The sequence below is a fragment of the Rhizobium sp. 01N447_2 genome, from assembly GCF_056399245.1.
Genome location: NZ_JBFTQY010000001.1, coordinates 145,143 through 170,748, shown reverse-complemented (window position 1 = coordinate 170,748; position 25,606 = coordinate 145,143). Strand labels below are relative to the sequence as shown.

Annotated in this window: 26 protein-coding genes; 7 read left to right on the top strand and 19 right to left on the bottom strand. The window is 62.2% G+C overall.

Annotated features, from left to right (window positions below):
* Nucleotides 1-25: 25 nt before the first annotated feature.
* On the bottom strand, nucleotides 26-1,567 hold the full coding sequence (locus AC1ECN_RS00820) for an outer membrane beta-barrel protein (RefSeq protein WP_130673091.1): 1,542 nt from the start codon (nucleotides 1,565-1,567) through the stop codon (nucleotides 26-28).
* A 143-nt stretch (nucleotides 1,568-1,710) separates the two neighbouring features.
* Here AC1ECN_RS00820 and AC1ECN_RS00815 point away from each other — a divergent pair, with 143 nt between their 5' ends.
* Nucleotides 1,711-2,706: a KpsF/GutQ family sugar-phosphate isomerase gene (locus AC1ECN_RS00815; protein ID WP_018072822.1), complete on the top strand. Its 996-nt coding sequence runs from the start codon at nucleotides 1,711-1,713 to the stop codon at nucleotides 2,704-2,706.
* A 14-nt stretch (nucleotides 2,707-2,720) separates the two neighbouring features.
* On the opposite strand, the gene AC1ECN_RS00810 is transcribed toward AC1ECN_RS00815, so the two are convergent.
* The 12 genes from AC1ECN_RS00810 to AC1ECN_RS00755 form a co-directional block, all read right to left on the bottom strand.
* The gene (locus AC1ECN_RS00810) at nucleotides 2,721-3,176 is read right to left on the bottom strand and encodes an NfeD family protein (protein WP_018072823.1); all 456 of its coding nucleotides are present in this window, start codon (nucleotides 3,174-3,176) and stop codon (nucleotides 2,721-2,723) included.
* Between the two features lie 3 nt (nucleotides 3,177-3,179).
* Entirely contained in the window at nucleotides 3,180-4,220 is a 1,041-nt protein-coding gene (locus AC1ECN_RS00805) for an SPFH domain-containing protein (RefSeq protein WP_011653489.1), read from the bottom strand.
* A gap of 184 nt (nucleotides 4,221-4,404) precedes the next feature.
* Complete coding sequence (gene hemH / locus AC1ECN_RS00800) at nucleotides 4,405-5,439, bottom strand: ferrochelatase (RefSeq protein WP_130673090.1); 1,035 nt, start codon at nucleotides 5,437-5,439, stop codon at nucleotides 4,405-4,407.
* A 124-nt stretch (nucleotides 5,440-5,563) separates the two neighbouring features.
* Complete coding sequence (locus AC1ECN_RS00795) at nucleotides 5,564-7,525, bottom strand: 5'-nucleotidase C-terminal domain-containing protein (protein ID WP_477951879.1); 1,962 nt, start codon at nucleotides 7,523-7,525, stop codon at nucleotides 5,564-5,566.
* Nucleotides 7,526-7,700: 175 nt separating this feature from the next.
* Nucleotides 7,701-8,021 (bottom strand): hypothetical protein, encoded by a 321-nt coding sequence (locus tag AC1ECN_RS00790; protein WP_477951878.1) that lies wholly within the window; start codon nucleotides 8,019-8,021, stop codon nucleotides 7,701-7,703.
* A 27-nt stretch (nucleotides 8,022-8,048) separates the two neighbouring features.
* On the bottom strand, nucleotides 8,049-8,417 hold the full coding sequence (gene omp10, locus AC1ECN_RS00785; protein ID WP_017967851.1) for an outer membrane lipoprotein Omp10: 369 nt from the start codon (nucleotides 8,415-8,417) through the stop codon (nucleotides 8,049-8,051).
* Between the two features lie 171 nt (nucleotides 8,418-8,588).
* Nucleotides 8,589-10,040, bottom strand: coding sequence for a homospermidine synthase (locus AC1ECN_RS00780; protein WP_130673088.1), 1,452 nt, complete (start codon nucleotides 10,038-10,040; stop codon nucleotides 8,589-8,591).
* 209 nt (nucleotides 10,041-10,249) lie between these two features.
* Nucleotides 10,250-10,615, bottom strand: coding sequence for a nuclear transport factor 2 family protein (locus tag AC1ECN_RS00775; RefSeq protein ID WP_024322349.1), 366 nt, complete (start codon nucleotides 10,613-10,615; stop codon nucleotides 10,250-10,252).
* 17 nt (nucleotides 10,616-10,632) lie between these two features.
* Nucleotides 10,633-10,917, bottom strand: coding sequence for a YciI family protein (locus tag AC1ECN_RS00770; protein ID WP_018481084.1), 285 nt, complete (start codon nucleotides 10,915-10,917; stop codon nucleotides 10,633-10,635).
* Between the two features lie 2 nt (nucleotides 10,918-10,919).
* A complete protein-coding gene (locus AC1ECN_RS00765) occupies nucleotides 10,920-11,549 on the bottom strand; it encodes an aminotransferase class IV family protein (RefSeq protein ID WP_024322350.1) in 630 nt (209 codons plus the stop codon).
* A complete protein-coding gene (locus AC1ECN_RS00760; protein ID WP_130673087.1) occupies nucleotides 11,546-12,706 on the bottom strand; it encodes an aminodeoxychorismate synthase component I in 1,161 nt (386 codons plus the stop codon). Before AC1ECN_RS00760 ends, AC1ECN_RS00765 begins: the two co-directional genes overlap by 4 nt.
* A 93-nt stretch (nucleotides 12,707-12,799) precedes the next feature.
* Complete coding sequence (locus AC1ECN_RS00755; protein WP_130673086.1) at nucleotides 12,800-14,656, bottom strand: M3 family oligoendopeptidase; 1,857 nt, start codon at nucleotides 14,654-14,656, stop codon at nucleotides 12,800-12,802.
* A gap of 311 nt (nucleotides 14,657-14,967) precedes the next feature.
* Here AC1ECN_RS00755 and AC1ECN_RS00750 point away from each other — a divergent pair, with 311 nt between their 5' ends.
* Nucleotides 14,968-16,512 carry a sigma-54-dependent transcriptional regulator gene (locus tag AC1ECN_RS00750; protein WP_477951875.1) on the top strand — a complete coding sequence of 515 codons (1,545 nt, stop codon included), beginning with the start codon at nucleotides 14,968-14,970 and terminating at the stop codon, nucleotides 16,510-16,512.
* Between the two features lie 178 nt (nucleotides 16,513-16,690).
* Nucleotides 16,691-18,535 (top strand): peptidoglycan L,D-endopeptidase MepK, encoded by a 1,845-nt coding sequence (locus AC1ECN_RS00745; RefSeq protein ID WP_130673085.1) that lies wholly within the window; start codon nucleotides 16,691-16,693, stop codon nucleotides 18,533-18,535.
* 160 nt (nucleotides 18,536-18,695) lie between these two features.
* Here AC1ECN_RS00745 and AC1ECN_RS00740 read toward each other — a convergent pair whose 3' ends face one another.
* The 3 genes from AC1ECN_RS00740 to AC1ECN_RS00730 form a co-directional block, all read right to left on the bottom strand.
* On the bottom strand, nucleotides 18,696-18,959 hold the full coding sequence (locus AC1ECN_RS00740) for a DUF2312 domain-containing protein (RefSeq protein ID WP_008533181.1): 264 nt from the start codon (nucleotides 18,957-18,959) through the stop codon (nucleotides 18,696-18,698).
* 91 nt (nucleotides 18,960-19,050) lie between these two features.
* The gene (locus AC1ECN_RS00735) at nucleotides 19,051-19,356 is read right to left on the bottom strand and encodes a DUF1244 domain-containing protein (RefSeq protein WP_477951874.1); all 306 of its coding nucleotides are present in this window, start codon (nucleotides 19,354-19,356) and stop codon (nucleotides 19,051-19,053) included.
* 32 nt (nucleotides 19,357-19,388) lie between these two features.
* On the bottom strand, nucleotides 19,389-20,177 hold the full coding sequence (locus AC1ECN_RS00730; protein WP_130662838.1) for an N-formylglutamate amidohydrolase: 789 nt from the start codon (nucleotides 20,175-20,177) through the stop codon (nucleotides 19,389-19,391).
* A gap of 201 nt (nucleotides 20,178-20,378) precedes the next feature.
* Here AC1ECN_RS00730 and AC1ECN_RS00725 point away from each other — a divergent pair, with 201 nt between their 5' ends.
* From AC1ECN_RS00725 to AC1ECN_RS00715, 3 genes are all read left to right on the top strand, one after another.
* On the top strand, nucleotides 20,379-20,864 hold the full coding sequence (locus AC1ECN_RS00725; RefSeq protein WP_017967841.1) for a DUF1036 domain-containing protein: 486 nt from the start codon (nucleotides 20,379-20,381) through the stop codon (nucleotides 20,862-20,864).
* Nucleotides 20,864-22,303 carry a pyruvate kinase gene (gene pyk / locus AC1ECN_RS00720; protein WP_018072837.1) on the top strand — a complete coding sequence of 480 codons (1,440 nt, stop codon included), beginning with the start codon at nucleotides 20,864-20,866 and terminating at the stop codon, nucleotides 22,301-22,303. Before AC1ECN_RS00725 ends, pyk begins: the two co-directional genes overlap by 1 nt.
* Before the next feature lie 138 nt (nucleotides 22,304-22,441).
* A complete protein-coding gene (locus AC1ECN_RS00715; RefSeq protein WP_130662210.1) occupies nucleotides 22,442-23,077 on the top strand; it encodes a LysE family translocator in 636 nt (211 codons plus the stop codon).
* A 2-nt stretch (nucleotides 23,078-23,079) separates the two neighbouring features.
* On the opposite strand, the gene AC1ECN_RS00710 is transcribed toward AC1ECN_RS00715, so the two are convergent.
* The 3 genes from AC1ECN_RS00710 to AC1ECN_RS00700 are packed head-to-tail and all read right to left on the bottom strand — an operon-like array spanning nucleotide 23,080 to nucleotide 24,454.
* Nucleotides 23,080-23,637 (bottom strand): DUF4865 family protein, encoded by a 558-nt coding sequence (locus AC1ECN_RS00710; protein ID WP_075224394.1) that lies wholly within the window; start codon nucleotides 23,635-23,637, stop codon nucleotides 23,080-23,082.
* On the bottom strand, nucleotides 23,634-24,038 hold the full coding sequence (locus AC1ECN_RS00705; RefSeq protein WP_130662209.1) for a cupin domain-containing protein: 405 nt from the start codon (nucleotides 24,036-24,038) through the stop codon (nucleotides 23,634-23,636). The genes AC1ECN_RS00710 and AC1ECN_RS00705 overlap by 4 nt, the downstream gene beginning before the upstream one ends.
* Complete coding sequence (locus AC1ECN_RS00700) at nucleotides 24,035-24,454, bottom strand: tautomerase family protein (RefSeq protein ID WP_130662208.1); 420 nt, start codon at nucleotides 24,452-24,454, stop codon at nucleotides 24,035-24,037. Before AC1ECN_RS00700 ends, AC1ECN_RS00705 begins: the two co-directional genes overlap by 4 nt.
* A 117-nt stretch (nucleotides 24,455-24,571) precedes the next feature.
* On the opposite strand from AC1ECN_RS00700, the gene AC1ECN_RS00695 reads away from it, so the two are divergent.
* Entirely contained in the window at nucleotides 24,572-25,468 is an 897-nt protein-coding gene (locus tag AC1ECN_RS00695; RefSeq protein ID WP_130662207.1) for a LysR substrate-binding domain-containing protein, read from the top strand.
* Nucleotides 25,469-25,606 lie beyond the last annotated feature (138 nt).

Genomic DNA, 25,606 nt, shown 5'->3' with positions numbered 1-25,606 from the left:
CTCCCGCACTTTTGCTGGAGTTGCTCTAGCGTTTCAGCTTGAGACCGACGCCGGCTCGCCATTGCTGCGAGTCGGTGCCTTCCTTGCGCGTCGTTAGCTCGTAGCCGAGCGTGCTGGTCAGATCGAGATAGCGGTTGATGTTCCAGGTCAGGCCGGTCGCGGCGGTATAGACGAGCTCGTCGTTGATGGTGCTGTCCGTGGGATAATCGCGCCATATTACCCCGCCGATCATCGTCCCGACCAGATTGTCGCGCAGCTGGTGGGTGACCGTCGTCGTCAGCGCGTGCGAGACGTAGCCGCTTTCGCCTGCCGTGGTCGAGGGCTGGATGCTGGTCTGAAGGTCGAAATTGACATCGGTGCCGCGGATCGGCGACCAGAGCAGGCTCGCATCGAGCGTGGCCGTATCGATCGAGGACAGGCGGCTGTCTTCGAAATCCGCCATCTCGTAGCCGACACCGACTTCACCCTTCAGCTTTTCACCGAGATCGACCTCGACGCCTGCCTTGGCGCCATAGCTATGGCCGGAACGCTCGTAGCCGGCGGAATCTTGCGTTTCGTCATAGACCGTGCGGCCGATGTTGACCTCGATGAAGGGGATGAGCGCGGGTGACAGTTCGTAGCCGACACGGCCACGCAACGTGCCCGTCGTCTGATTGCGGTCGCTGAGGGAGACGTTCGTGCCGTTCGAAAGTTTAGCGTCCGAATAGATCGAGCGTGTCAGCGCAAGTGCAGTCGTGCCGCGCAGGATGCCAAAATCGCGCTGGACGGAGGCGCCGGCCGAAAATTCCTGGACGTCCGACTGCTGCGCGGCGTTGGTGATCGCGTCGGGATCATCGGTGTCCTCGCGGTAGAAATTATAGCCGGCGATGAGGTGCGCCGTGGTGTCGTCTGGAAGATCGAGCCTGAGATCGCTGTTGATCTTGAAGGAGGGCTGTTCCTCACCCTCGCCGCTGACATTCTTCTGCCAGGCGCCTTCCGAGGTCACGGTCAACTGATGCCGGCCCCAGTCCGAGGTCAGGGTCGCTGCTGCGTCCGTTTCAAGAAAGGCGCGCCGTTGCGTGGTATTGCCGTCCTTGGTGGTTTCGGTGTTGATGCTCTGGGTGACGCTCGGGCGGAGCACAAACGTGCCGATCGGGATTCCCGGCGTTTCCTCTGTCGAGGCACTTTCGGCGGCCCTGCGGCGCGGCAGTGCCTCGTCGAGCGGCGCTTCACGGGTGTTTAGCCGGCGTATGTCCTCGTCGAGGATAGAACCGGTAATGTCGTCGCCGGCTTGTGCATCCGGTATGGCGGGCCGCTGCTGGGCGTCGTCCGCGTTTGCGGTCGTGCCGTTTGCCGCGGGAGCGGCGGTATCGTCGGTCTCGTCATCGAAACCGGCGGCGGGTGCGGTGTTATAAGTGGTGCGGTTATCCTGGGAGGCGGCGGAGCGGCTGTTTGCCGGTTGCGACGAGGCGGATTGCGCGAAGGCTGCCGTCTGGCTGAGAAGCAAGCAGCCGAACGCGGCAAAAGAGACGGCACGGCTCATGGCGCGGAGCGGCGTCACACTGCTCGTCTGTTTTGGGTGGCCCATGCAATTCGCGCCTGACATGCTTTCGGTTCTTACCCAAAGGTAAAGCCTCGTGGTTAATCATTCGTTGCCGTCGGCGGGCGCTGTTCACAATTCGGAAAGAGTGCGGGGTGGACTTGGAAAGTGAAAAGGTCTAACGCAATTTCATGAACAGAAGAGCGATCAACCTCGTTGAAAACAGCGTGCTCGAATCGGCAAAACGCACGATAGAGACCGAAAGACGCGGTCTTGAAGCGCTCGAACAGGCTTTTGACGATGGATTGGCCGGCCCTTTCACCCGGGCCGTCGAAGTCATCGGCGACATCTCCGGGCGCGTTATCGTCACCGGCGTCGGCAAGAGCGGGCATATCGGCGCCAAGCTCGCGGCGACATTCGCCTCAACCGGGACACCTGCCTTTTTCGTGCATGCGGCGGAGGCCAATCACGGCGATCTCGGCATGATCGCGCGCGATGACGTCGTGCTGGCGATTTCCAAGGGCGGCGAGAGCGCCGAACTCAAGAGCATCATTTCCTTCACGCGGCGCTTCTCCATTCCGCTGATCGCGATCACCTGCAGCGAAGGGTCCTCGCTCGCGGCCGCCGCCGATATCGTCCTTCTGATGCCGAACGAGCAGGAGGCCTGCCCCAATGGGCTGGCGCCGACGACCTCGACGCTGATGCAGCTTGCGATCGGCGACGCTCTGGCGGTGGCGCTCCTGGAGGCGCGCGGCTTTACCGCCACGGATTTCCACGTCTTCCATCCCGGCGGCAAGCTGGGCGCGAGCCTGATGCATGTCGCCGATATCATGCATACCGGCGAGCGGCTGCCGCTCGTTGCCAAGGGCACACCGATGCCGGAGGCGATCACGGTGCTGTCGCGCAAGCATTTCGGCTGCGTCGGCGTGCTGGACGAAGATGGGCGGCTCTGCGGCATCGTCACCGAAGGCGACATGGCGCGCAACCTGACGCGCAATCTTGCCGAGCTTGCCGTCGACGACATCATGACGCGGACGCCGAAGACGGTGAAGCAGACGGTGCTGGCGACCGCAGCCCTGGCGCTGCTCAACCAGCATCACATCGGCGCGCTGATCGTCATCGACGAAGACCGCCGGCCGGTCGGGCTGGTGCATTTCCACGACCTGTTGCGGATCGGCGTCGCCTGATCACAGCCGTTTGATCAGACGGGTTCCACCGTCAGGTCGCGGCCGTTGCTCGAAACCACCTTCACTTGCGTTCCGACGGGCAAGTCGGGTCCCATCACCTGCCATAGCGTATCGTCGAGGCGGATGCGGCCGCGGCCTTCGCGGATCGGTTCGTGCAGCGTCGCCGTGCGGCCGACGAGGCTAGCGCCGCGCTGATTGAGGAAGGGCTCGTCGGTTGTGGCGTTGCGCAGCGTCAGCCGGCGGCCGGCGAAGGTCGTGGCAACGGCGAGAAGCGCAAAGAGGATCGCCTGCAACTCCCAGACCCAGAAGGCGCTGTCCCAGAAGAGCAGCGACAGCGCGCCGACGATCAAGGCGGCAAGGCCGATCCAGACCAGGAAGAAGCCGGGAACGATCAATTCCGCGGCGAGCAGCACGAGGCCCGCGACCCACCAGCTCCACGGACCGAGTTCGGCGACGATCTTCGCCAGCATGGCTTAACGCTCCTGCTCGGGGTTGAAAGGATTGGGGGTCGACGGATTGATCGGCGGCGTCGAGCGCGCCGGTGCGGGACGCGGACGCGGCGGTACCGGCAGCGGCGTTGACGGGCTGTTGCCGGCATCGCCGAAGACTTCGCGGGCAATGGCGCCGATGCCACCGAGCGAGCTCAGGATGGAAGAGGCTTCCATCGGCATCATCACGATCTTGGAATTGGGCGCCGAACCGATCGAGGTGAGCGCCTCGGTATATTTCTGGGCGACGAAATAGTTGATCGCCTGGATGTCGCCGGCGGCGATCGCTTCAGAGACCATCTTCGTCGCCTTGGCCTCGGCCTCGGCCAGGCGTTCGCGGGCTTCAGCGTTGCGGAAGGCAGCCTCGCGCTGGCCTTCGGCTTGGAGAATGGCGGATTGCTTGGCGCCTTCGGCCCTGAGGATCTGCGCGTTGCGCGAGCCTTCGGCCTCCAGCACCTGCGCCCGCTTCTCGCGCTCGGCCTTCATCTGGCGGGCCATCGCATCGACGAGGTCGCGCGGCGGCTGGATATCCTTGATCTCGACGCGGGTGACCTTGATGCCCCAGGGATGCACGGCCTCGTCGACGACGCGCAGCAGCCGGTCGTTGATCGCATCGCGGTTGGAGAGCAGTTCGTCGAGATCCATCGAACCCATGACCGAGCGGATGTTGGTCATGGTCAGATTGAGGATGGCGTTTTCGAGGTTGGAGACCTGATAGGCAGCCTGGGCGGCGTTCAGCACCTGATAGAAGGAGACGGCATCGGCCGAAACCGAGGCATTATCCTTGGTTATCACCTCCTGGGTCGGCACGTTCAGCACTTGCTCCATCACGTTCAACTTGGCGCCGACGCGCTCGATGAAGGGGGTGATGAGGTTGAGGCCTGGCTCCAGCGTGCGAGTATAACGCCCGAAGCGCTCGATCGTATAGCGGTAGCCCTGCGGGACTGTCTTGATCCCGGCAAAGAGCACCAGGATGACGAAGATGACCAGCACGATCACGACGATGTCGAAGCCGCCGAACAGCATGAAAAATTCCTCCTATCGGCGCATGCGCGCCTGCCCAACTCATGTGGTGAGTTAGCACGTTCTTTGCGAGGAAGAAATGATGGCACAACCGGCTAGCCTCCAAGCGAAAAGGAGGTTCCGTTTCGTCTAAGTCATTGGGCTGTTTCCAGTTCCTCGTCCGATGCTGCTTTCTGAAGACGGTTTCTCAGACCCAGCCCTGCAATTCGCGGCGGACGACCTTTTCCAGCACCTTCATGCCGTCCTCGCCGTCGTTGAGGCAGGGAATATGCGCGAAATTCTCGCCGCCATTCTCGTGGAAGGAATGGGCGGCCTGTTCGGCAATCTCCTCCAGCGTTTCCAGACAGTCGGAGACGAAGCCGGGATTGATGACGGCGATGCGCTTGACGCCGTCCCTGGCGAGCTTCTCCACCGTCTTGTCGGTGTAGGGCTGCAGCCATTCCTCCGGCCCGAAGCGGGACTGGAAGGTAGCCATGAAGTTTTCCGCGTTCAACCCGAGCCGCTCGCGCAGCAGCCGGCCGGTCTTCTGGCATTGACAGTAGTAGGGGTCGCCCTGCTTGAAATAGGACATCGGTATGCCGTGGAAGGAGGCAAGCAGCATCTCGGGCTTCCAGTCGAGGGTCGAAAGATGCCTTTCGACCGAGGCGGCGAGCGCCTCGATATAGGTCTCGTCGTCATGATAGGCGGGAACGGTGCGCAGCGCCGGCTGCCAGCGCATCGAGAGCAGCTTCTGGAAGGCCTTGTCGTTGACGGTGGCGGTCGTCGCCGCGGCATATTGCGGATAGAGTGGGAAGAGCACGATGCGGTCGCAGCCCTCTTCTTTCAGCGCGTCGATGCGCGAGGCGATCGACGGGGTGCCATAACGCATCGCCCAGTCGACCTTGACGTTATCAAGATCCTTCAGGCGCTCGGCCATCAGCTCCGACTGGTTGCGGGTATAGGTGCGCAGATAACTTTCGTTCCTCTCCTTGTTCCAGATCAGCTCGTAGGCCTTGCCGACCTTCTGCGGGCGGATGTTGAGCACGATGCCGAACAGGATCGGATACCACTTCCAGGGCGACCATTCGATGACGCGGCGATCGGTCAGGAATTCCCTGAGATAGCGGCGCATCGAGGTATAGTCGGTGCCGTCAGGCGTGCCGAGATTGACCAACAGGACACCGACCTTGCCTGACTTGACGGCCGGATGGTCCGCCGGGCGGAGTGAAATATCTGCTGTCATTCTGGCCCCAACACTCTTTTGTCCCGTCGGCTCATACGCAGCCCCGAGAACGTGGTTCACCCTATAGAAAGAAAAACCGGCCCGGGAAACCCCGGACCGGCCAGTGGCATCGGGACAAATCGTCTTACTTGGCGGGGACCTCGATCTCCTTGCCGACCGTCAGGTGACGCGGGTTCGGCTTGCCATTGGCATCCGAAAGCTTCCGCCACATCGTGCCGTCGCCATAGAAGGTCACGGCGAGATCCCAGAAGGTGTCGCCCGCAGCGATGACATGGGTGGAAGGCGTCGTTGCGGCAGGTGCGGAGGCTGCCGGTGCCGGCGCTGGTTCAGTAGCGGGCGCCGGTGTTGCTGGTGCGGGGGCAGCGGGTGCCGGCTCGGTGGATGGAGCAGGAGCAGCGGGCGCGGGGCTGGGTTCGGCAGAGGGGGCCGGAGCAGCCGGTGCGGCAGGCGCCGGCTCGGAAGCGGAGGGAGCAGGCGCTGCCTGCGCCAGTTCGGTGACGCGGCCATCCGTATATGGCTTGTAGGGCGAATGCGCAGCGACATATTCGGCGGTCACGTCGGCAAGGTCCGGACCGTAATCATAGGCGTTCTTGCCTTCCTTAAAGATCGAATAGCCATCGCCGCCGGCCCGCATGAAATTGTTGGTGGCGACTTTGTAGGTCTTGGCGGGATCGATCGGAGCGAAATTGTCGCCTTCCTTCACCTGGACATCGCCGACGCGGCTGCCGAMAGGCTTCGACTGGTCGAAGGCGAACTTCAGGCCGGCGACCTGCGGGAAGCGCCCAGCGCCCTGGTCGATCTGGCTGACGCCATTTTCGAGCGCTTTGACGACATCTGCGCCAGTCGTCTCAAACGTAGCGAGCGTGTTCTGGAAAGGCAGGACGGTGATGACCTCGCCCTGGGTGACCTCGCCGCCGTCGATCGAAGCGCGCAGGCCGCCGCCGTTCTGGACGGCGATGGTGACGCCCTGGTTCTTGGTGCGATCGAGCATGGCGTCGGCCACCAGATTGCCCATCGAGCATTCCTTGACGCGGCAGACCTTGCGGTCGCCTTCGATCGGGCTTTCGGAGGAGCCGATCACCTTCTTGCGCAGTTCTTCGATCGGCTTTGCGAGTTCGCCGATACGGGCAAGGACAGCCGGATCAGGCGTGAAGGTGGAATCGATCAGGATCGGATCGCCCTTGGCATCTTTGACGACGCCGCTATCGTCGAAATTGACGACGAGATCGCCGAGATACTTGCTGTAGGAGGCAGCCTGGACGACCGGCACTTTATAGCCGCCGGGATTGTCGACCATCGTCGGATAGGGGCCTTCGGCCTTGGGGTCGGTGTTCGAGAGCAGGCTATGGGAATGGCCGCCGACGACGACATCGACATCCGGGATCTTGGCGATCAGGGCGAGATCTCGGGGGTAACCGACATGGGTCAGCGCGATGATCTTGTTGACGCCCTGGCCCTTCAGATCCTGAACGGCCGCGGTAATGCTCTGGACGTCATCGGCGATCGTGACGTTCGGGCCGGGGGAGGAAAGCTCTGCCGTGTCATTGGTGACGGCGCCGACGATACCGATCTTCTGGCCGGCGACATCGAGCACCAGCGAGGGCTTGATGCGGTCGCCGAGCTTGGAGGCGGCTGTCGCCTTGACATTCGCCGTCACGACAGGGAACTGCACCTTGTCGAGGAAGGTCGCAAGCCCGTCCTCGCTGTCGTCAAATTCATGATTGCCGACGGTCATGGCGTCGAACTTCATCAGGTTCAGGAACTCGGCTTCGGCTGCTCCCTTGTAGGTCGTGTAGAAGAGGGAGCCCTGGAAATTGTCGCCGGCATTCAAGAGGAGGACGTTCTTGCCGGATAGCGCCTGGCGGCGCTGATCGATCGCGGTCTTCAGGCGGGCAGCACCCCCGAAGCATTCCTTCTTGCCTTCCTCTTCGGCCGAGCAGGTGGAGTCGAACTTGTTGACCGATTCGATGCGCGAGTGGAAATCGTTGATATGAAGAATATTGAGTTCGTAATCTGCAAAGGCGGCGCCTGTGCTCAGCGCCAGCATGGACGCGGTCAAAAGACCGAAGCTGAAAGACTTCGTCATCCCTGTTCTCCTGATTGAGGCGAAAGATCCCCCTGATCCCTCGCCGATCCCTTTCATCGTGCGCCGGGGCGGTTTCCCGGCCTGCGGATGTTCCATCAGACGATGCACGACCGCAAGAGAAAGCTGGGCCAGGCGGGACGCTTTCCAAGGGGGCAGGGCAAAAAAGCCGGGCTGCTTATCCCCGGCATTCGCCGTCGGCGGCGTTTCGGTAGAGTTCGTGCACGGCCTCTGCGATATTCGGGACCGTGGCGAGCGCGATGATCAAGCAGAGAAGGGAAACGAGGCGATGAAAGCGCCGGCCGGCCCGATAGGCAAGGAGGGCGCCTGCACCATAGATCAGGACTGCCGGCACGGCGAAGATCAGCACCTGCAGCGGCCCGTCGCAATCGGGAGCGGCGATGCCCTGGGCACGATATTCGTTGGCCGGCGAAACGACCGCAATTGCCGCAAGCGGCATGGCGAGCAGCAGGACGAGGTAAAAGGCGAGGGCCMGCATGCTGTGCTCAGCCTACCGCCTCATCGTTCAGCCGCGGCGGGAAAGTGTGAACTGTGCGCCGGAATCGGAGGTGCAATTGAGCTGGCTCGGGTTGACGAGGGCGCAATTGACCTTGGACTGGGTCTTGCGCACCAGCGAGGTCATGTTGATCTCCACGAGGGTCGGTGAGGTATTGATATAGGTGCCCGAGGCAAGAAGCTGGTTGCTGTCGGTCGTGCGGGTGGTGAAAGTACCGCCCTGGAAGGTGGAAACGATGCCGTTCGGATCGCTCCAGTTGCCTTCCACGCCGGTGGCGGCGGGCGCGGTTGCAATCGGCAGGCGACGCGGCTCTGATGAAACGCAGGCGGCAAGAGCGGCCGCTGCACCGACAAGAACGAGACCAGTTCTGATTTTCATAAGGCTTCTCCCGGCGAATCGGCGCGGCGGACGGCCGCCAAGTTCGGGCAAAACATGGCGCGCGCCCGGCATGAAGGCAAGCCTTGGTGGGGCGGCGGGCGGCATTTAGACAGCCGGCGTTACAAAAATGCCCGCCTTGCGGCGGGCATTGTCAAAGCCGTGCAGGCAATCTCAGCGAACCAGAATGTTCCTGAACTGCCACGGATCCTTGGTGTCGATATCCTCGGGGAAGAGGCCCGGACGGCCGTCGAGCGGGGTCCAGTCGGTGTAGTGACCCTCGACCGGGCCGAGATACGGCATCTGCACCTCGAGGCAGCGCTTGTAATCGATCTCGTCGGCTTCGACGATGCCGGCATTCGGGTTTTCCAGCGCCCAGACCATCCCGGCGAGGACGGCTGATGTGACCTGCAGGCCGGTGGCGTTCTGGTAGGGGGCGATGCGGCGGGTTTCTTCCAGCGACAGGCGCGAGCCATACCAGTAGGCATTCTTCTCGTGGCCGTAGAGCAGTACGCCGAGTTCGTCGATGCCGTCCTCCAGCTCGTCCTCGCCGAGAACGTGATGGACCGGCTGCGGCGTGCCGCCATTGCCGAACATTTCGTGTAGAGAGAGCACGGCGTCGTTGGCCGGATGGTAGGCATAGTGGCAGGTCGGGCGGAAAGTCACTTCGCCGTCCTTGTCGCGAACGGTGAAGAAATCGGCGATCGAGATCGACTCGTTGTGGGTGACGAGGAAGCCATATTGCGGGCCGGGCGTCGGGCACCAGGTGCGCACGCGGGTGTTGGCGCCCGGCTGCTCCAGGTAGATCGCCGCCTTGTTGCCCTTCTTGTGCTTCTTGGCGTTCTTCGGCATCCATTCTTCATGCGTGCCCCAGCCGAGTTCGGCAGGCTGCAAGCCTTCGGAGATGAAGCCTTCGACGGACCATGTGTTCCAGAAGACGTTGAGCGGCTTCGGATGCTTGGTGCGCTGGGTGTCGCGCTCGGCGATGTGGACGCCCTTGACGCCGAGCTTTTTCATGAGCTTTGCCCAGCCTTCGCGATCATGCTGGTCCGGTTCGTCGAATTTGAGGCCGGTGTCGTTGGCGAGGTTGACGAGCGCCTGCTTGACGAACCAGGAGACCATGCCGGGATTGGCGCCGCAGGTGGAGACGGCGGTGGCGCCACCCGGGTTCTTCGCCTTTTCCTTGCGCATGGTTTCGCGCAGCGCATAATTGGTGCGGTCGGCGTTGCTCATGCCCTTGTCGAAATAGAAGCCGAGCCAGGGTTCGACGACGGTGTCGATATAGGGAACGTCGAGTTTGCGGCAGAGCTTGATGATGTCGAGCGAGGAGGTGTCGACCGAGAGGTTGACGCAGAAGCCCTGGCCTTCGCCTTCCGTCAGCAGCGGCTTCAGCAGTTCCTTGTAGTTGTCCTTGGTGACATGTTCCTTGACGTGACGAACGCCGTGCTTGCGCAGGATCTCCATGTCGGAGGGCTCTTCCCGCGGATCGATGACGACCATCCGGCTCTTGTCGAATTTGAAATGGCGCTCGATCAGGGGCAGGGTGCCGCGACCGATGGAGCCAAAGCCGATCATCACGATCGGACCGGTAATTTCGGCATATACCGGATAGTTTTGTTCCGTCATTCTTTTCTCCTGTGGAAGGCGACGAAGGCGTTCAGCCCGAAGAATTATTTTGAAATTGCCGCAGAGAGTGCGAAGTGACCGGCTCTAACCATAAAACGGCGTCACAATAAAGGGCGTTGACGGGGAAAGGTCAAATATCGGGCGGGCGAGAAAGCTTCGGCGCGAGAGGGGGGAGCCCGTCACCGGGGTGAGAGAGTCGGCTGCCCGCCTTAACCTATAACGGTGCCCTGGTGGAAAAGCATGCGCCAGTGCCCGTCATCCTCCAACCGCCAGATGGAACTACGCAGCGTTCGCCTTTCGCTTCCGTCAGGGTCGGTGTAGATGGCCCGATAGGTGACGAGCGCAATGTGTTCGGCGAGCCGCTGGGTTTCGAAATGCTCCCCGCGTGACGTACCCGTCCGTTTCTCGGCCAGGAGCGCTGGCACGATGACGTCGAAGGTATAGAGCCGCCCGGAACTACCGATTTCGCGGAAATCGCGCGAGAGCAGCGCGGTCAGCATCTCCCGCGAGGCACGCACCGATGGTTCGAAGAGCTTTTCCTCGAGCTCTTTCAGATGGGCTGCGAGATCATCCATGATCGGCTCCTCTAAATTCAGCCCTTCAGGATTTCCAGTCCTTCGACCGCCGTCGTGACGGCAAGCTCGGTGATTTCGTATTCGGCAACGCTATGGATGGTGAAGGGATCGGCGGCGACATAGGCCTCGATTGCAGCGCGCTCGCCGATTGCGAGGATGACGCCGCCGGTACGCGGCACCTTGCGGCCGGAAGCCAGAAACCAGCCCTTGGCATAACCCTCTTTCACCCAGGCCATGTGTGGCTCCATGTGCCTGTCGGCTTCATCGTTGGGTTTCACATAGGTGAGGGAGAGAATGAACATGGTCAGCTCCTGACGAGGTTTGCGCGGATCAGGCCGCGCAGCGAGTTGCCGATATAAAACGTGCCGGCATCGAGATCGGCAAGCGTGATGCGGCCGACACGGGCCTGGCGCCGGCAGATGAGCTCGGTCCGCAGCACGCCGGCAAGCAGGCCGCAGGAGATGGGCGGGGTGCGGAGGATACCGGTTCCATCGTCCAGGAAGATCGAGGTGATGGTGCCCTCGCAGACTTCGCTGCGTTCGTTCAAAAGGATGACTTCATCGGCCTCATCAGGCCTGTATTCGGCGCGTGCGGCCTCGTAGACGGCACGGCGCGTGGTCTTGACGCGGAGCAGCGTGTCGGCGGAATCGAGGCGAGTCTCGGCGAAACGGACGGTCCAGACCGTGTCCGGTGCCAACGGAACGAAGGCGGCACTCGTTATTTCGATATGGCCTTGCGCGTCGAAGGTCAGGCGGATGCGGCGCGGACCGACGGCATCTGCAGCGGCTGCTTCGAGCTTCGCTGCCGCGGCGGTCGGCTGCGGGAATCCAAGGCGACGGGCGGAGCGGGAAAGCCGGGCGAGATGCAGCCGCAGCCGGATGAAGCCCTCGCCAGGCTGCCAGCGCAGCGTCTCGATCAGCGAAAAATCGATCATCGCGCAATCCATTGGTCGCCGACAGCGAAGCGGGCCTTGAGCAGGCATTCCTCATATTCGGCCTCGGCGGTCGAATCGAAGACGATGCCGCCGCCGACATTGAAGACGGCCCTGCCGCCCTCAAAAAGCGTGATGGTGCGGATGGCAACGGAGAAACGCATGGCGCCGGTGGGCGAGATCATGCCGATCGCGCCGCAATAGGCGTCGCGCGGGGCATCCTCGAGCGCATGGAGGAGTTCCATTGCCCGCATCTTTGGCGCGCCGGTGATCGAACCGCAGGGGAAGAGTGCGGAGAAGATGTCGCGGATCGAAAGATCGGGGCGGAGCCTTGCCTGGACATGGCTCACCATCTGGTGGACGGTCGGATAGGTCTCGATGTCGAAGAGCTTCGGGACGTCGAGCGTGCCGACCTCGGTGATGCGGGAGATATCGTTGCGCAGCAGATCGACGATCATGCGGTTTTCCGCCTGCGTCTTGATATCGCTGCGCATCGCCTCGATGATCTCGGCATCCTCGGCGGCAGTCGTGCCGCGTTTTGCCGTGCCCTTCATCGGATGGGTCTCGATCCAGCCCTGTTCATCGGTGCGGAAGAAAAGTTCGGGCGAACGCGAAAGGATAATTGGGCCGCCGAGATCGACCAGTGCGCCGTATTTAACCGGCTGGCGTTCGATCAGCGACCAGAAGGCGGCACGGGGATCGCCGTTCCAGCGGGCCTCGACCGGCATGGTGAGGTTCGTCTGATAGGCGTCGCCGAGCCGTAGGTGCTTGTGGAGGCGGTCGAAGCGCTCCTTATATATAGGGAAATCCCAGGCGGCTTTCGGAGCGGTGAGGAATTCCTCGTTTTCGAGGCGCTGTTTTGGCTGGGCAAGCGGATGCGTATCCGGCTGCGGAGCGTCGAAGACGCCGAAACAGATGAGCGGGGTGTCGCGATGTTCCCTGGCGAAGGGAGCGAGTTTTTCCTCGAAGAGGTATCCGGCCTCATAGGCCATGTAGCCGGCAAGCCATTTGCCTGCGGCCTTGGCCTGCTCCATCCGGGCAAGGCCTGCAAAGAACTCGGCGCGCGTCCTGGCAACGATGATCTCTGCCGGCTCGGCAAAGAGCATCACCTGTCCGGTCACGTCGTCGCGGAAGAGAATAGTGGGTTGGGTTTCGGCCATCGGCGGCGTCTTTTCTTGGAGCGCGATCCTTCATCCGCCTGCCGGCACCTCTTCTCGCATGCGGGAAGAGGTTTGGCGTGGGGACAGGGCTGATCAGGCCGCTCTATCTAACGCTTCCAGCTCATCGATCAGCCCTTCGATCATCGACAGGCCCTGGCTCCAGAACGACGGATCGGTGGCGTCGAGGCCGAAAGGCTTCAGCAGTTCCGAGTGATGCTTGGTGCCGCCGGCCCTCAGCAGTTCGAAATACTTCTCCTGGAAGCCCTTCTCGGCTTTCTGGTAGACGGCATAGAGCGAATTTACCAGGCAATCGCCGAAGGCATAGGCGTAGACATAAAAGGGCGAGTGGATGAAATGGGGGATATAAGCCCAGTAGGTCTCGTATCCCTCGGAAATGCTGATCGCCGGCCCGAGGCTTTCCGACTGGACGGAGAGCCAGAGTTCGCCGATGTCGTCGGCCGTCAGTTCGCCTGATTTGCGGGCGGTGTGGAGCTTGCGCTCGAATTCATAGAAGGCGATCTGGCGCACGACCGTGTTGATCATGTCCTCGACCTTCTGGGCAAGCATCGCCTTGCGCTCGCGTTTGTCGGTGGTCTTTTCCAGCAGCGCGCGGAAGGTCAGCATCTCGCCGAAGACCGACGCGGTTTCGGCAAGCGTCAGCGGCGTCTGGCACATCAGTGCCCCTTGTGCGCCGGCGAGAACCTGATGCACACCGTGCCCGAGTTCATGGGCAAGCGTCATCACGTCGCGCGGCTTGCCCATGTAATTGACGAGCACATAGGGATGGGCCGAGGGAACCGTCGGATGGGCGAAGGCGCCTGGCGCCTTGCCGGGACGGACCGGGGCATCAATCCATTGTTCGTCGAAGAAGCGCCTGGCTATATCCGCCATCTCCGGGGCAAAATTGCCATAGGCCGACAGCACCGTATCCTTCGCCTCCGGCCAGGAGATGATGGCGCTGGAGGTTTCCGGAAGGGGCGCGTTGCGGTCCCAGAAATTCATCTGCTCCATACCGAGCCATTTCGCCTTCATCTTGTAATAGCGATGCGAAAGGCGGGGATAGGCTTCGCGGACGGCCGCGGCCAGCGCATCGACGACCTCGCGCTCGACACGGTTTGCCAGGTGGCGGCTGTCGGCGATGTCCTCGAAGCCGCGCCAGCGGTCGGCGATCTCCTTGTCCTTGGCAAGGGTGTTGGTGATCAGCGTGAAGGTGCGGATATTCGCCTTGAAGGTTTCAGCGAGCGCCATGGCCGCCTTGCGTCGCGCCTCAGGATCCTTTTCCTGCAGCCTGTTCAGCGCCACTTCGAGCGGCACTTTCTCGCCATCGATGTCGTAGCGAAGTTCCGCCATGGTTTCGTCGAAGAGGCGGTTGAAGGCGGCGGCCGATGTCATCGACTTCTCGAGGAATAGCTGTTCCAGCCTGTCGTCGAGCTGGTAGGGCTTGTCCTTCCTGAGGTCGAGCAGCCAAGGACGATAGTGCCCAGCGGCGGGATCATTCGCGATGCAGGCGTCTATCACCGCGTCGTCGATGCGGTTCAGTTCCAGCGCGAAAAACAGGAGATGGCCGGAAAATTCGGTAATCTTGGCCTGTACGTCGCCATAGAGCTTGCCGTTTGTCGGGTTGGTGGTGTCGGAGAAATAGGTGAGGCCGGCAAAGGAGCCGAGGCGGCCGATGATGTCGTCCAGCGCCTCATATTCCTTCAGGGCCGCGCCGATGCCCTCAGCGTCGGTCTTCGCCGCCGCCTCCGTGAGTTTGCTCTTCCACTTTTCTTCAAAGGCGATTGCGGCCTTGCCGGCCTTTTCCATGTCGGCGACGAAGGCGGTGGAGGTAGCGGAGGGATAAAGATCCTGCAGCTTCCAGACCGGCAGATCGCCGAGCGCCGGGTCGGCGGCCCCAGCTGGCACAGCTGGAGATAAAAGAAGGCCGGCGTGCGGGAGCTTGATTTTCATGGACGCAATTCCTCTCCACTTTCATAACAGGTCTGATTGTCTACCGCATCGGCCCGAAAATCGGAATCGATTTTCGGAAAGCACGATGCGTCGATTCAAAGTGTTACAGCGTCCTTTGCGCGTCTGAAAAGACGCGCGGCGCTGTAAGCGCGCTAACGCCTCGCATCAAGGGGCTTTCGGCGCATGAAACGCGTCGCTTCGGCACCAAAATGACCCGTTCCAATCGTTAAAATGCAATTGTTTCTCAAAACTGGATGTTCAAGCCTTCCTGTCAGAGTGCGCTTTATGGTTTCGCATGAAGTGAGGCGACAATGACCGGTTACAATGAGCTCAAGGGAGCAGGGCAAATCCTCGTGGTCGAAGACGACCCCGTGCAGCGCCGTCTGCTCAAGAACGCAATCGAGCGTCACGGCCATGTCGTGCACCAGGCGGAAAACGGCCGCATCGGCCTGGAAATGGTCAAACGCGACAGCGGCCTTTTCAACGTCATCGTACTCGACCTGATGATGCCGGAGATGACCGGCCTCGAATTCCTCGATGCGCTTCACGAATTCGGCACGCAGATCCCCGTCATCGTGCAGACGGGGCAGGGCGGCATTGAAACGGTGGTGCAGGCAATGCGCGCCGGCGCCTTCGATTTCGTCGTCAAGCCGGTCTCGCCCGAACGCATCGCCACTTCGATCTCGAACGCGATGAAGCTCGACCAGCGCGAAGTCAAGGCGCGAGCCGGGCGCCGCTCGCGCTCAGGTTCGGTTGGCTTCGACGATATCGTCTCGGCAAGCCCGGCGATGCTCCGCGTCATCGATCTCGCCCAGCGGGCGGCTCAGTCCAACATTCCCGTCGTGCTCGAAGGCGAATCCGGCGTCGGCAAGGAGCTGGTGGCGCGCGCCATCCAATCCGGCGGCGACCGCTCGAACAAGCCTTTCGTCACCGTCAATTGCGGGGCGATCCCGCATAATCTGGTCGAGAGCATTCTCTTCGGTCACGAGAAGGGTGCGTTTACCGGCGCGACCGAGCGCCACATCGGCAAATTCATGGAAGCCGATGGCGGCACCATCTTCCTCGACGAGATCGGCGATCTGCCGCTCGAAGTGCAGGTAAAGCTCTTGCGTGCCGTGCAGCAGGGCGAGATCGAGACCGTCGGTGCGCGCACCGCGCACAAGGTCAATGTTCGACTGATCTCGGCGACCAACAAGGATCTGATCGAGGAGGTCAAGAACGGCCATTTCCGCGAGGATCTCTATTATCGCCTCAACGTCTTCCCGATCACCATTCCGGCGCTGCGCAAACGCAAAGAAGACATTCCGAATCTGGTGCGCGTCTTTGCCGAGCGCTTCTCCAGCGAGCAGAAGAGTGGTCGCCGCATGACGGTGAATGCCGGCACGCTGGCGTTGCTGACCGCCTATGACTGGCCGGGCAATATCCGCCAGCTTGAAAACGCGATCTTCCGCGCGGTCGTTCTGGCCGAAGGGCCCGAGCTGACCGAAGCGGATTTCCCGCAGATCGCCGCCCAGCTTCCGGAATACGATGTGGTGGATCACCTGGCGCTCGTTGCCGACAATACCGGCCTCGATCCCGACGATGGCTATGGCGAGGACTTCAGGGCGTCGATGTCGGGAGAGGTGCACCACCGCCTGTCCGAAGTTTCGGAAAACGCGATCGCCAGCGTCAATCCTGCCGGAGACGTGCGCAGGCTTGCCGATGTCGAGGAGGAACTCATCCGATTCGCGCTCAAATTCTATCGTGGACAGATGAGTCAAGTAGCGCGCAAGCTCGGTATCGGCCGGTCCACACTTTATCGCAAGCTCAAGGACYACGGCATAGACCCTGACAATCCCCAGAAAGATGCGGCTTAAACGCTTTTCGTTAAGATTAAGGCAACCACGTTTTGTTACTAGTCATAAACCACTTGTTAGTGGCGCGTTCACTATGTAAAGAAAAGGTTGATCATGTGTGGCATTTTTGCCATCGTGTGACCGCATTTGACAGTCATCTGAGACAGTACGGGACATTGTCTGTCTGACGGGGATCGAGTTGCCGAATCTGAATGGGAATTCCAAGCCTTCGCGCTTGAGCTGGCGTTTGTTGTGCGCCGACATCTGCGGAAAGGCAATAAGGACGGTAGCGGCCGCCCTTCTTGCGCTCGCGGTTTCCTCACCGGTATTCGTTAGTACGCCTTCGCAGGCAGCGGGCGACACCCGCAGCCTCAAGCTCTATTTCATTCATACCGGCGAAAAAGCCGTCATCACCTACAAGCGTAATGGCAAGTTCGACCCCAAGGGTCTGGAGCAGCTGAATCGCTTCCTGCGCGACTGGCGCAAGAACCAGCCGACGAAAATGGACCCGCGGCTGTTCGACCTGATCTGGGAAGTCTATCGCCAGAGCGGTTCGAGGGACTACATCAACGTCGTCTGCGGTTTCCGTTCGCCGGGAACCAACGAGATGCTGCGTGGCCGCTCGCGCAATTCCGGCGTCGCCGAAAAGAGCCAGCATATGCTCGGCAAGGCGATGGACTTCTTCATTCCCGACGTCAAGCTGGCGACGCTGCGCGGCATCGGTATGAAGATGCAGGTCGGCGGCGTCGGCTTCTATCCGAAGTCGGGTTCGCCCTTCGTGCACATGGATGTCGGCGGCGTTCGCGCCTGGCCGCGCATGAGCCGCGACGAGCTGGTTCGGCTCTTCCCGAACGGCAATACCATCCATATTCCGGCCGACGGCAAGCCGCTGCCGGGCTACCAGCAGGCGATGGCCGACTATAAGCGCCGCGTCAGCGGCACGCAGATCCAGATCGCCAGCGCTTCCGAAGCGGCGCCGAAGCACAAGACGCTGTTTGCCGCGCTCTTTGGCGGCGGAGCCGACGAGCAGGAAGACGAGACGGACGATTCCACCCCTGTTGCCGTTGCCAAGGCGACGCCGCCGAAGGCCGAGCCTGCTGCTGTCGAGCCGCAACAGACCGAAGTCGCCGATGTGAACGCGCCGGTGCCGCAGGTTCGCCCGGCGTTCAGCAACCAGCCCGCCGGCAGCGAAGTGGCGAGTGCGCTCGTAGCGCCGCCTTCGGGTAATGCCGCACAGCAGGCTCTTGCGGCGGCCCTTCCGGTCGATCAGGCCCAGCCGCAGCAGTTCGCCGACCTCAGCGCCTACAGCATTCCGGTTCCCTCGCTTCTCGGCCAGCGCCGCGCGCCTGGTGACGCCGAGGTCGCGTCGACCGATCCCATGCTGACGGGCGCAAATGGGCTGCCGGTTCCGACGCCGGTCGAACGCCCTGCCGTTGCCGAGAACCTCCTTGCCGCGGCCGATGCCGATCCGGAGGCAGAAGCCGACGAAGCCGAGCAGGACGCGCTGTCTCCTGCCGTTGCCGATGCGCTCGACCAGCAGCGGAACGAGGGGGAAAGCCAGATCGCGTCGAAGGCGCCGCCGCAGACGGTTGAGCAGGCGATCAACGCCGCGATGACTCAAAAGGCGCCTGCCGCAAAGCCGCCGCTCGAGCTCGCAGCATTGGCGCCGATGACCAAATCGGCAAGCTTTGGCGATAGTTTCGACGAACCGGCCGCCGAAAGCGCCGTAGCGCAGGGTCTTCCTGCCAAGGGTGGTCGCCCGACGCAGAAGGAAGCCGCCGCAGCCGATGCCAGCCGCACGACGGTGCGCACCGAGCCGAAGCTGACGGAAAAGATGATCTCGCAATGGGCGCTCACCAATGCCCGCCTGGAAATGGCCTCCAAGCAGGTCAAGGCGCCGCGGTTCGTCAGCCAGACGATGCGCGCCCAGCCGACCGCCGTCTATGCCGAGGGCTTCAACGTCAAGACCGCTTCGGTCGACCCGGCCCGCTTCAGCGGCACGGCTGTGAATTTCATGGAAGTGCGCAAGTTCAACACGAACTGAGCCTGCCGATTACGGAATATCGAATACCGCCGGAGTGATCCGGCGGTTTTTCTTTGGCCGCTTCGACAGGGTAAGGTCACTGTTTAACCCGGCGCGTTCTTCGCAAAAGAAAAGCCGCCGAAAGGCTCGGCGGCTTGTCGATATCGGCGATGTGGGCGGATCAGCCTTCCGGCGGCGCCTCGATCATGCCGAGCGCGTGCAGGTAGGTATCGAGGATTGCTTCCTCCTCCATGCGCTCCTGCTCGTCCTTCTTGCGCAGCGCCACGACCTTTTTCAGGATCTTGGTATCGAAGCCCATTCCCTTGGCTTCGCCATAGACGTCCTTGATGTCGTCGGCGATGGTCTTCTTTTCTTCTTCCAGCCGTTCAATGCGCTCGATGAAAGCGCGAAGCTGATCGCGGGCGACGCCATGAGCATCAGACATCGTGTTCTCCTGGTTTTTCGGTGATCGATTTTGGATGCCAGTGACTGCCGCGAAGCGGCGTCACGGTCAAGCCTGTTCGCGGTCAGCCAAGCTATTTGTGTGGGTTGTTCAGTTCAAAAGCAGCTTTTTGCACAGGCGAGGCCTCGTTCTGGTGAAGATTTTTCCAGTCCTCATAGGGCATGCCATAGACCATCTCGCGCGATTCGTCCCTGGTAACCGCGACACCTTCGGCCTCGGCGGCTTCGCGATACCAGTTCGACAGGCAGGTGCGGCAGAAGCCGGCCAGATTCATAAGATCGATGTTCTGAACGTCGCTGCGTTCGCGAAGATGTGCGACGAGGCGGCGAAAGGCGGCGGCCTCCAATTCGATCTGTTGTTCCTTGCTGAGCGCGGTCATCTCACTTCCTTTCGTTAGGTGGGGCCTTTCGTTCAATAGGGGCCGGTGCGTGACAGGTGAACGTCGTATTCGTGCAAGGCGGGATTGGCATTCATCGCGGCAAAGATGGGCGCCAGGCGTTCGGCCCATGCCGATATGCCGGTCTCGTCTCCGATCAGATCCTGGCGCACCTCGAGCAGCGCATGCGGAATGCCTGTGATCATGCAATGGCGGTACATGGTATCGCCCTTCAGCGCGCCGTCATAGGGTTCGTTGTCGCCAACGGCGAGATCGGGATCGGCGCGCAGCATGTCAAGCAGCGGGCCGACAGCGCGATGGTCGCTGTCCCAGAGGACGGCAGCGTGCCAGGGACGGGGAATGCCTTTCCAGGCCGGCGTGAAGGAGTGCAGCGACAGCACCAGCGGTGCCCTGCCAGTGGCATTCGCCACGCTGTCGATCGTTGTGGCCACGGCATGGTGATAGGGGCGATGGAAGGTTTCGATGCGGTAGTCCCATTCCTGCGGCGTGATCGGATGATTGCCTGATATGACGGCGCCGTCGGAGATTTTCATGATCAGCGTCGGATCGTCTTCGCCGCGGTTCGGGTCGATCAGCAGGCGCGAAAAGCCGCCGAGCACGGCGGGAACGCCGAGCCTTGCCGAGAGCTGCCGCGTCAGGCCCTCGATGCCGATGTCATAGGCGATGTGGCGGGCGAAGGCCGCGTCGGGAAGTCCCAGCCGGCCATATCGCGCGGGAAGGCGGTTCATCGCGTGATCTGCGAGGATCACCATGCCTTTGTCATGTTTGCCGGATAGGATTTCGAAGGATTGGAAGTCGTCCATCAGGGAATTGCCGTTTGTCATTGCGCCGTCGGGGGCAGTGATCGCATGCGCCTGCGGCGGGTTCAAGCGCGGCAGGCGGGGAGAGGTTGAGCCGGACCCTCGACAGGTGGTTATGAAAGGAAATATAATCGATTAGCATTGCGTTGACTTTCGCTTGACGGCGGCGCAAGAAGACACGGATACGAATAACCGTGGAGCTATTTGGGAGCCGTGTTGATCCAAGCCGCGCCAAGTTTCCTCACGCGGTCCGGGCCGCTGGTCCGTCTCGCTCTGTTCGCTCTTGCAGCCGCCATGCCGTTTTTCATCGCAGATGCCGCACGCGCCGATTTTCGCGTCTGCAACGGAACACAGAATCTCGTCGGCGTCGCGATCGGATACCGGGCCAAGGATGGCTGGGTGACGGAGGGCTGGTGGCAGGTGCCGGCAACGACCTGCGCTACGCTGATCGAGGGAGAATTGCAGTCGCGTTATTATTACCTCTACGCAGAGGACGCCGCCCGGGGAGGACGATGGACGGGTGACGTGCAGATGTGCGTGGCGGAAAACGAATTCAAAATCACGGGTGTGCAGGATTGTTATGCCCGCGGTTACCAGAAGATGGGATTCAAGGAATATGATACGGGCCGCCAGGGTAGCTGGATGGTTCAGCTCTCCGACACCCCAGGGACGCAAGAAAGCCAGAATTGATGAAGCGTAATCGCAAAATTAAAATCCTCGCCACCCTCGGGCCAGCCTCCGCCGAGGAATCGATGATCGAGAAGCTGCATCAGGCTGGTGCCGATGTCTTCCGCATCAATATGAGCCATGCGAGCCACGACGTGATGCGGACGCTTATCCAGCGCATCCGCTCGGTCGAGGCCCGCTCCGGGCGGCCGATCGGCATTCTCGCCGACCTGCAGGGACCGAAACTGCGTGTTGGCAAGTTCGTCGACAGCAAGGTGGACCTGAAGCCCGGCCAGACCTTCACGCTCGACAACAACGAAGCGCTCGGCGACCAGAACCGCGTCTATCTGCCGCATCCCGAGATCCTGGAATCGGTGCAGCCCGGCCACCGCCTGCTGATCGACGACGGCAAGCTCGCCCTGCGCGCAGAAAAATGCGACGGCAAGAGCATCGTCACCACTGTTATTTCGGGTACGCGCATCTCCGACCGCAAGGGTGTCAGCCTTCCCGATACGCTGCTCGGCGTCGGTGCCCTGACGGACAAGGACCGTGCCGACCTCGATGCCGTGCTCGCCACCGACGATGTCGACTGGGTGGCGCTTTCCTTCGTCCAGCGTCCCGACGACCTAGCCGAAGTGCGCAAGATCGCCCGTGGCCGTGTCGGCCTGATGTCGAAGATCGAAAAGCCGCAGGCTCTCGAGCGCATCGAGGAAATCATCGAGCTCTCCGACGCATTGATGGTCGCCCGCGGCGATCTCGGCGTCGAAATGCCGCTCGAATCGGTCCCCGGCATCCAGAAGCAGCTGATCCGCGCCTGCCGCCGTTCGGGCAAGCCGGTGGTCGTTGCCACGCAGATGCTGGAATCGATGATCTCAGCGCCGGTGCCGACACGCGCCGAAGTTTCCGACGTCGCGACCGCCGTCTTCGAAGGTGCGGATGCCGTCATGCTCTCGGCCGAGTCGGCCTCGGGTGACTATCCCGTCGAAGCCGTCGCGACAATGGCGTCGATTGCCACTGCCATCGAGCGCGAGCCGCATTATCCCGGCATCATCTATGCCCAGCGTGCCCAACCGGAAGCCACCGGTGCCGATGCGATCTCGCTTGCCGCCCGCCAGATTGCCGAGACGCTGAAGCTGTCGGCGATCGTCTGTTACACCTCGTCGGGCACGACAGGCCTCCGCGCCTCGCGCGAGCGTCCGCAGGTTCCGATCCTGGCGCTGTCACCGATCATCAAGACGGCACGCCGCCTTGCCATCGTCTGGGGCCTGCATTGCGTCGTCACCCATGACGCGACCGATCTCGACGACATGGTCAACCGCGCCTGCCGCATCGTCGCGGACGAAGGCTTCGGCAAGCCCGGCGATCGCATCATTATCTCGGCCGGCGTGCCTCTCGGCACGCCCGGCGCCACCAACATGATCCGCATTGCCTATATCGGCTCGGACGGCCAGAGCGGCGTCTGATCCAACCGCATGCCTTCGAAAGCCCGCTGCCTGGAGAGGCGGCGGGCTTCTTCGTTGACGGACGGCATTGCCAAGCTTGGCGGCGCGTGCAAGTTTCGGTCGCTGGAGCAGGACATGCTCTGGGTTCGGAGGAGCATCATGGATATCGTCACGCTTCTGGCTTTTGCAGCCGTTTCCTTTGTCGGCATCGCGACGCCGGGGCCAACGGTGCTGCTGGCGCTGACCAACGGTTCTCGGCATGGCCTGCGCCGGGCAGTTGCCGGCATGATCGGCGCGGTGCTGTCCGATTTCGTGCTGATCGGCGCCGTCGCGATCGGGCTCGGTGCGCTGCTCGCCGCATCGGAATTCTGGTTCTCGATGCTGAAATGGGCGGGTGCCGCCTATCTCGCTGTTCTCGGTATCATGCTGCTGCGCTCGAAGGGCACGATCGATGCGGCGTTGAAGTCCGGGGCGGCTGCGGGTGCGACATCACCCTTCTCGATCGGACTGAAGAGCTTCATGGTCGCGGCGACCAATCCGAAGGGTTATCTGTTCTTCTCGGCTTTCCTGCCCCAGTTCATCCACCCGACCATGCCGCAGGCGACGCAATATATGCTGCTCGCCCTTGTCTTTGCCGCGCTCGATTTCCTCATCATGTTCGGCTACGCCTTCTTCGGCTCGCAGGCGGTGCGTTTCCTGAAAACCTCAGGCGCCATGTGGCTGGAGCGAGCCTGCGGTGGCGCGCTGCTGGCGCTTGCCGGCTCGCTGGCCTTCTATCGCCGGGCAACCGTCTGAGTTCAGGGTTGAGGCAGGGATAGGTGGCCGACGCGATAGGCCTGGGTGTGCTCGCCGATCTCGGGAATCTCTCGCCATAACCTGAAGCGTACCCTCGTCCAGCTCGTCGGTTCGAAGCCGGAAACGGAGGCGAGTGCGCCGCCTGTCGTCAGGTCTGCTTCGGCCGCCGCGCTTTCGGCGCGGCGAATATCGCCGAGCGGCGCGTAGGGCTGCGTCTGCAGGATATCGCGTGTGGCGAACCTGGCCGAGGCGATATCGCGCGAGATTTCTGCCTGCCAGACGATCCAGGTCCTCACCTGCGGCCAGCCGAAGGCGCCGGTCAGCGTCTCAAAGCCCGGACCGCAGAGGAAGTCGCTTGCCCCTTGCGGCCTCTGCCAGAGATAGAAGGGCGCATAGAGATTGTCGTGGCTGCCGAACTCTCCCTTGCGGGCGCTGAGATAGGCTTTGAAACCGAGATTGGGAAAGCCGTCGAGCAGCGGACCTTTGTCGCGGATGCGGCGGTCGATGACCGACATGTCGTAATCGGCGGGCAGGGCGAAGCTGTACTGCATGGTGATCATGACTGTCCCTCCACCGGCTGCAGCCATTCGACGATGCTGCCGTTTTCCACCGGTTGAATACTGATATAGCTGAAGGGGCTGTCACCGGCCGCGCCATGCCAGTGGCGCTCGCCGGGCGCAAACCAGACGGCATCGCCGGCACGCAATGTTTCGACCGGGCCGCCCTCGTTTTGCGCCAGCCCGTAGCCCGAAAGTACATAGAGCAGTTGGCCTCTGGGATGCGTGTGCCAACGGGTGATGGTGCCGGGTTCGAGCGTGGCGCGCATTGCGGTGTTCTCGCCATCGGCGCTGCCTTCGAGCAACATCTCGACCCAGAAAGGCGAAGTTGCGACCCCCTCGGGCGAGCGGATTGCCCTGCCAGGGCGCTTGACAGTCATGGTCTTCGGGTTCGAAGCGCTCATTGTCGGCCTCCGACCGCACGAAGCCGCCAGTCTGCGTCGGTCATCTGGGCAATACCATTGCCGAAAGACCAGTCTTCCGGTGCGCTGGTGCTGATGACGATCATCACGTCCTCGGGCCGGAGGCCCGGCGATTGCGCCAGGAGATCGGCGAGCCGCCGATAGAGCGCCTTCTTCATCTCGCCGGTGCGAGGCCTGCCGATCGTGATCGAGATATAGACGAAATCGTCGGAGCGCGGGCCGGCAAGATAGCTGCGGTCGAAGATCAGCTCGTTCCCGTCATGCTGGTGGATGGTCTGGAAGCGGTCGTTTTCGGGCACGTCGAAGGTCTCGACCAGGGCGCGCTGGATGTTATCGGCCAGCGCCGCGAGGTAGTCCGGCGATTTGCCTTTGCGAAGGGAAATGCGAACGAAGGGCATCGGGATCTCCATGGTTCAGGCCGTCCGTCGGCCTTGACAGCAGAACCATCGCACGGCACGATGATACCGAAAATCAGAATTTTTTGGATGAATGATCCTGAAAAATGGGATTATAGAATGCGACGGACGATCTTTGATCTCGAGGTGCTTCGAACCTTTTCGACCGGCATGGAACTCGGCAATTTCGCCAAGGCGGCCGAGCGGCTCGGGCGCTCGACCTCGGCAGTGAGTGCGCAGCTGAAGAAGCTGGAGGAACAGGCGGGCACGCCGATTTTCCGCAAGGTGGGTCGCGGGCTGGCGCTGACCGATGCCGGCGAGACGATGCTCGGTTATGCCAGGCGACTGCTGGAGCTCAACGACGAGGCGGCTGCGGCCGTGCACAGCGTCGAGCTGGAAGGCTGGGTGCGGCTCGGCCTGCAGGAGGACTTCGGCGAGACCCTGCTGCCTGATGTGCTCGGCCGCTTTGCGCGTGCCCATCCGAAGGTCCGGATCGAAGCGCGGGTGGTGCGCAATGCCGAGCTGCTTGAGCGCGTCACATCGGGCAAGCTCGATCTGGCGCTTGCCTGGAGCGATGGCACGCTGACGGCGCATTGCGAGAGGATCGGCGAAGTGCCGATGCGCTGGATCGGACCTTCCGAGGGGCCGCCGGGCTGGCAAGCCGCAAGCGGCGAGCCGATGCCCCTCGCTTCGCTGGAGGCGCCATGCCTGCTGCGGAGTGCAGCGACCAAGGCGCTGGATGAGGCGGGCATTTCCTGGCGGCTCGCCTTCGTCAGTCCGAGCCTCGGCGGTCTCTGGGCCGCGACGGCGGCGGGCCTCGGCCTCACCATCCGCACGCCGATCGGCCTGCCGGCGAAGGTCCGGCCGCTGGCGCCGGGGACAATCGGCCTGCCTGATTTGCCGACGCTCGGCCTGGTCCTGCATCGGGCGGAAGCCGAACCGCAACCGGCTGCGGCGCGGCTTGCCGAACTCGTGCTTCAGTCGGTGCATGGCGCGCTGCGCGAGGTGGTGGCCTGACATCCCAGCATTGACCGTCCGGACGCGTGGCTGTAGCTTTGGGCCGCTATGAAGATGATCACCCTCAATATCGCTACGGCCGTCTTCTTGAGCCTTTAAGGCTCCGCCCTCGGGCATCAGAGGATGCGGTCGCTAATC

What these genes read in the sequence shown, in the direction of transcription:
- AC1ECN_RS00820 (WP_130673091.1), bottom strand. Translation starts at nt 1,567, where the DNA reads ATGGGCCACCCAAAACAGACGAGCAGTGTGACGCCGCTCCGCGCCATG.
- AC1ECN_RS00815 (WP_018072822.1), top strand. Translation starts at nt 1,711, where the DNA reads ATGAACAGAAGAGCGATCAACCTCGTTGAAAACAGCGTGCTCGAATCG.
- AC1ECN_RS00810 (WP_018072823.1), bottom strand. Translation starts at nt 3,176, where the DNA reads ATGCTGGCGAAGATCGTCGCCGAACTCGGTCCGTGGAGCTGGTGGGTC.
- AC1ECN_RS00805 (WP_011653489.1), bottom strand. Translation starts at nt 4,220, where the DNA reads ATGCTGTTCGGCGGCTTCGACATCGTCGTGATCGTGCTGGTCATCTTC.
- hemH (WP_130673090.1), bottom strand. Translation starts at nt 5,439, where the DNA reads ATGACAGCAGATATTTCACTCCGCCCGGCGGACCATCCGGCCGTCAAG.
- omp10 (WP_017967851.1), bottom strand. Translation starts at nt 8,417, where the DNA reads ATGAAAATCAGAACTGGTCTCGTTCTTGTCGGTGCAGCGGCCGCTCTT.
- AC1ECN_RS00780 (WP_130673088.1), bottom strand. Translation starts at nt 10,040, where the DNA reads ATGACGGAACAAAACTATCCGGTATATGCCGAAATTACCGGTCCGATC.
- AC1ECN_RS00775 (WP_024322349.1), bottom strand. Translation starts at nt 10,615, where the DNA reads ATGGATGATCTCGCAGCCCATCTGAAAGAGCTCGAGGAAAAGCTCTTC.
- AC1ECN_RS00770 (WP_018481084.1), bottom strand. Translation starts at nt 10,917, where the DNA reads ATGTTCATTCTCTCCCTCACCTATGTGAAACCCAACGATGAAGCCGAC.
- AC1ECN_RS00765 (WP_024322350.1), bottom strand. Translation starts at nt 11,549, where the DNA reads ATGATCGATTTTTCGCTGATCGAGACGCTGCGCTGGCAGCCTGGCGAG.
- AC1ECN_RS00760 (WP_130673087.1), bottom strand. Translation starts at nt 12,706, where the DNA reads ATGGCCGAAACCCAACCCACTATTCTCTTCCGCGACGACGTGACCGGA.
- AC1ECN_RS00755 (WP_130673086.1), bottom strand. Translation starts at nt 14,656, where the DNA reads ATGAAAATCAAGCTCCCGCACGCCGGCCTTCTTTTATCTCCAGCTGTG.
- AC1ECN_RS00740 (WP_008533181.1), bottom strand. Translation starts at nt 18,959, where the DNA reads ATGTCTGATGCTCATGGCGTCGCCCGCGATCAGCTTCGCGCTTTCATC.
- AC1ECN_RS00735 (WP_477951874.1), bottom strand. Translation starts at nt 19,356, where the DNA reads ATGACCGCGCTCAGCAAGGAACAACAGATCGAATTGGAGGCCGCCGCC.
- AC1ECN_RS00730 (WP_130662838.1), bottom strand. Translation starts at nt 20,177, where the DNA reads ATGGACGACTTCCAATCCTTCGAAATCCTATCCGGCAAACATGACAAA.
- pyk (WP_018072837.1), top strand. Translation starts at nt 20,864, where the DNA reads ATGAAGCGTAATCGCAAAATTAAAATCCTCGCCACCCTCGGGCCAGCC.
- AC1ECN_RS00715 (WP_130662210.1), top strand. Translation starts at nt 22,442, where the DNA reads ATGGATATCGTCACGCTTCTGGCTTTTGCAGCCGTTTCCTTTGTCGGC.
- AC1ECN_RS00710 (WP_075224394.1), bottom strand. Translation starts at nt 23,637, where the DNA reads ATGATCACCATGCAGTACAGCTTCGCCCTGCCCGCCGATTACGACATG.
- AC1ECN_RS00705 (WP_130662209.1), bottom strand. Translation starts at nt 24,038, where the DNA reads ATGAGCGCTTCGAACCCGAAGACCATGACTGTCAAGCGCCCTGGCAGG.
- AC1ECN_RS00700 (WP_130662208.1), bottom strand. Translation starts at nt 24,454, where the DNA reads ATGCCCTTCGTTCGCATTTCCCTTCGCAAAGGCAAATCGCCGGACTAC.
- AC1ECN_RS00695 (WP_130662207.1), top strand. Translation starts at nt 24,572, where the DNA reads ATGCGACGGACGATCTTTGATCTCGAGGTGCTTCGAACCTTTTCGACC.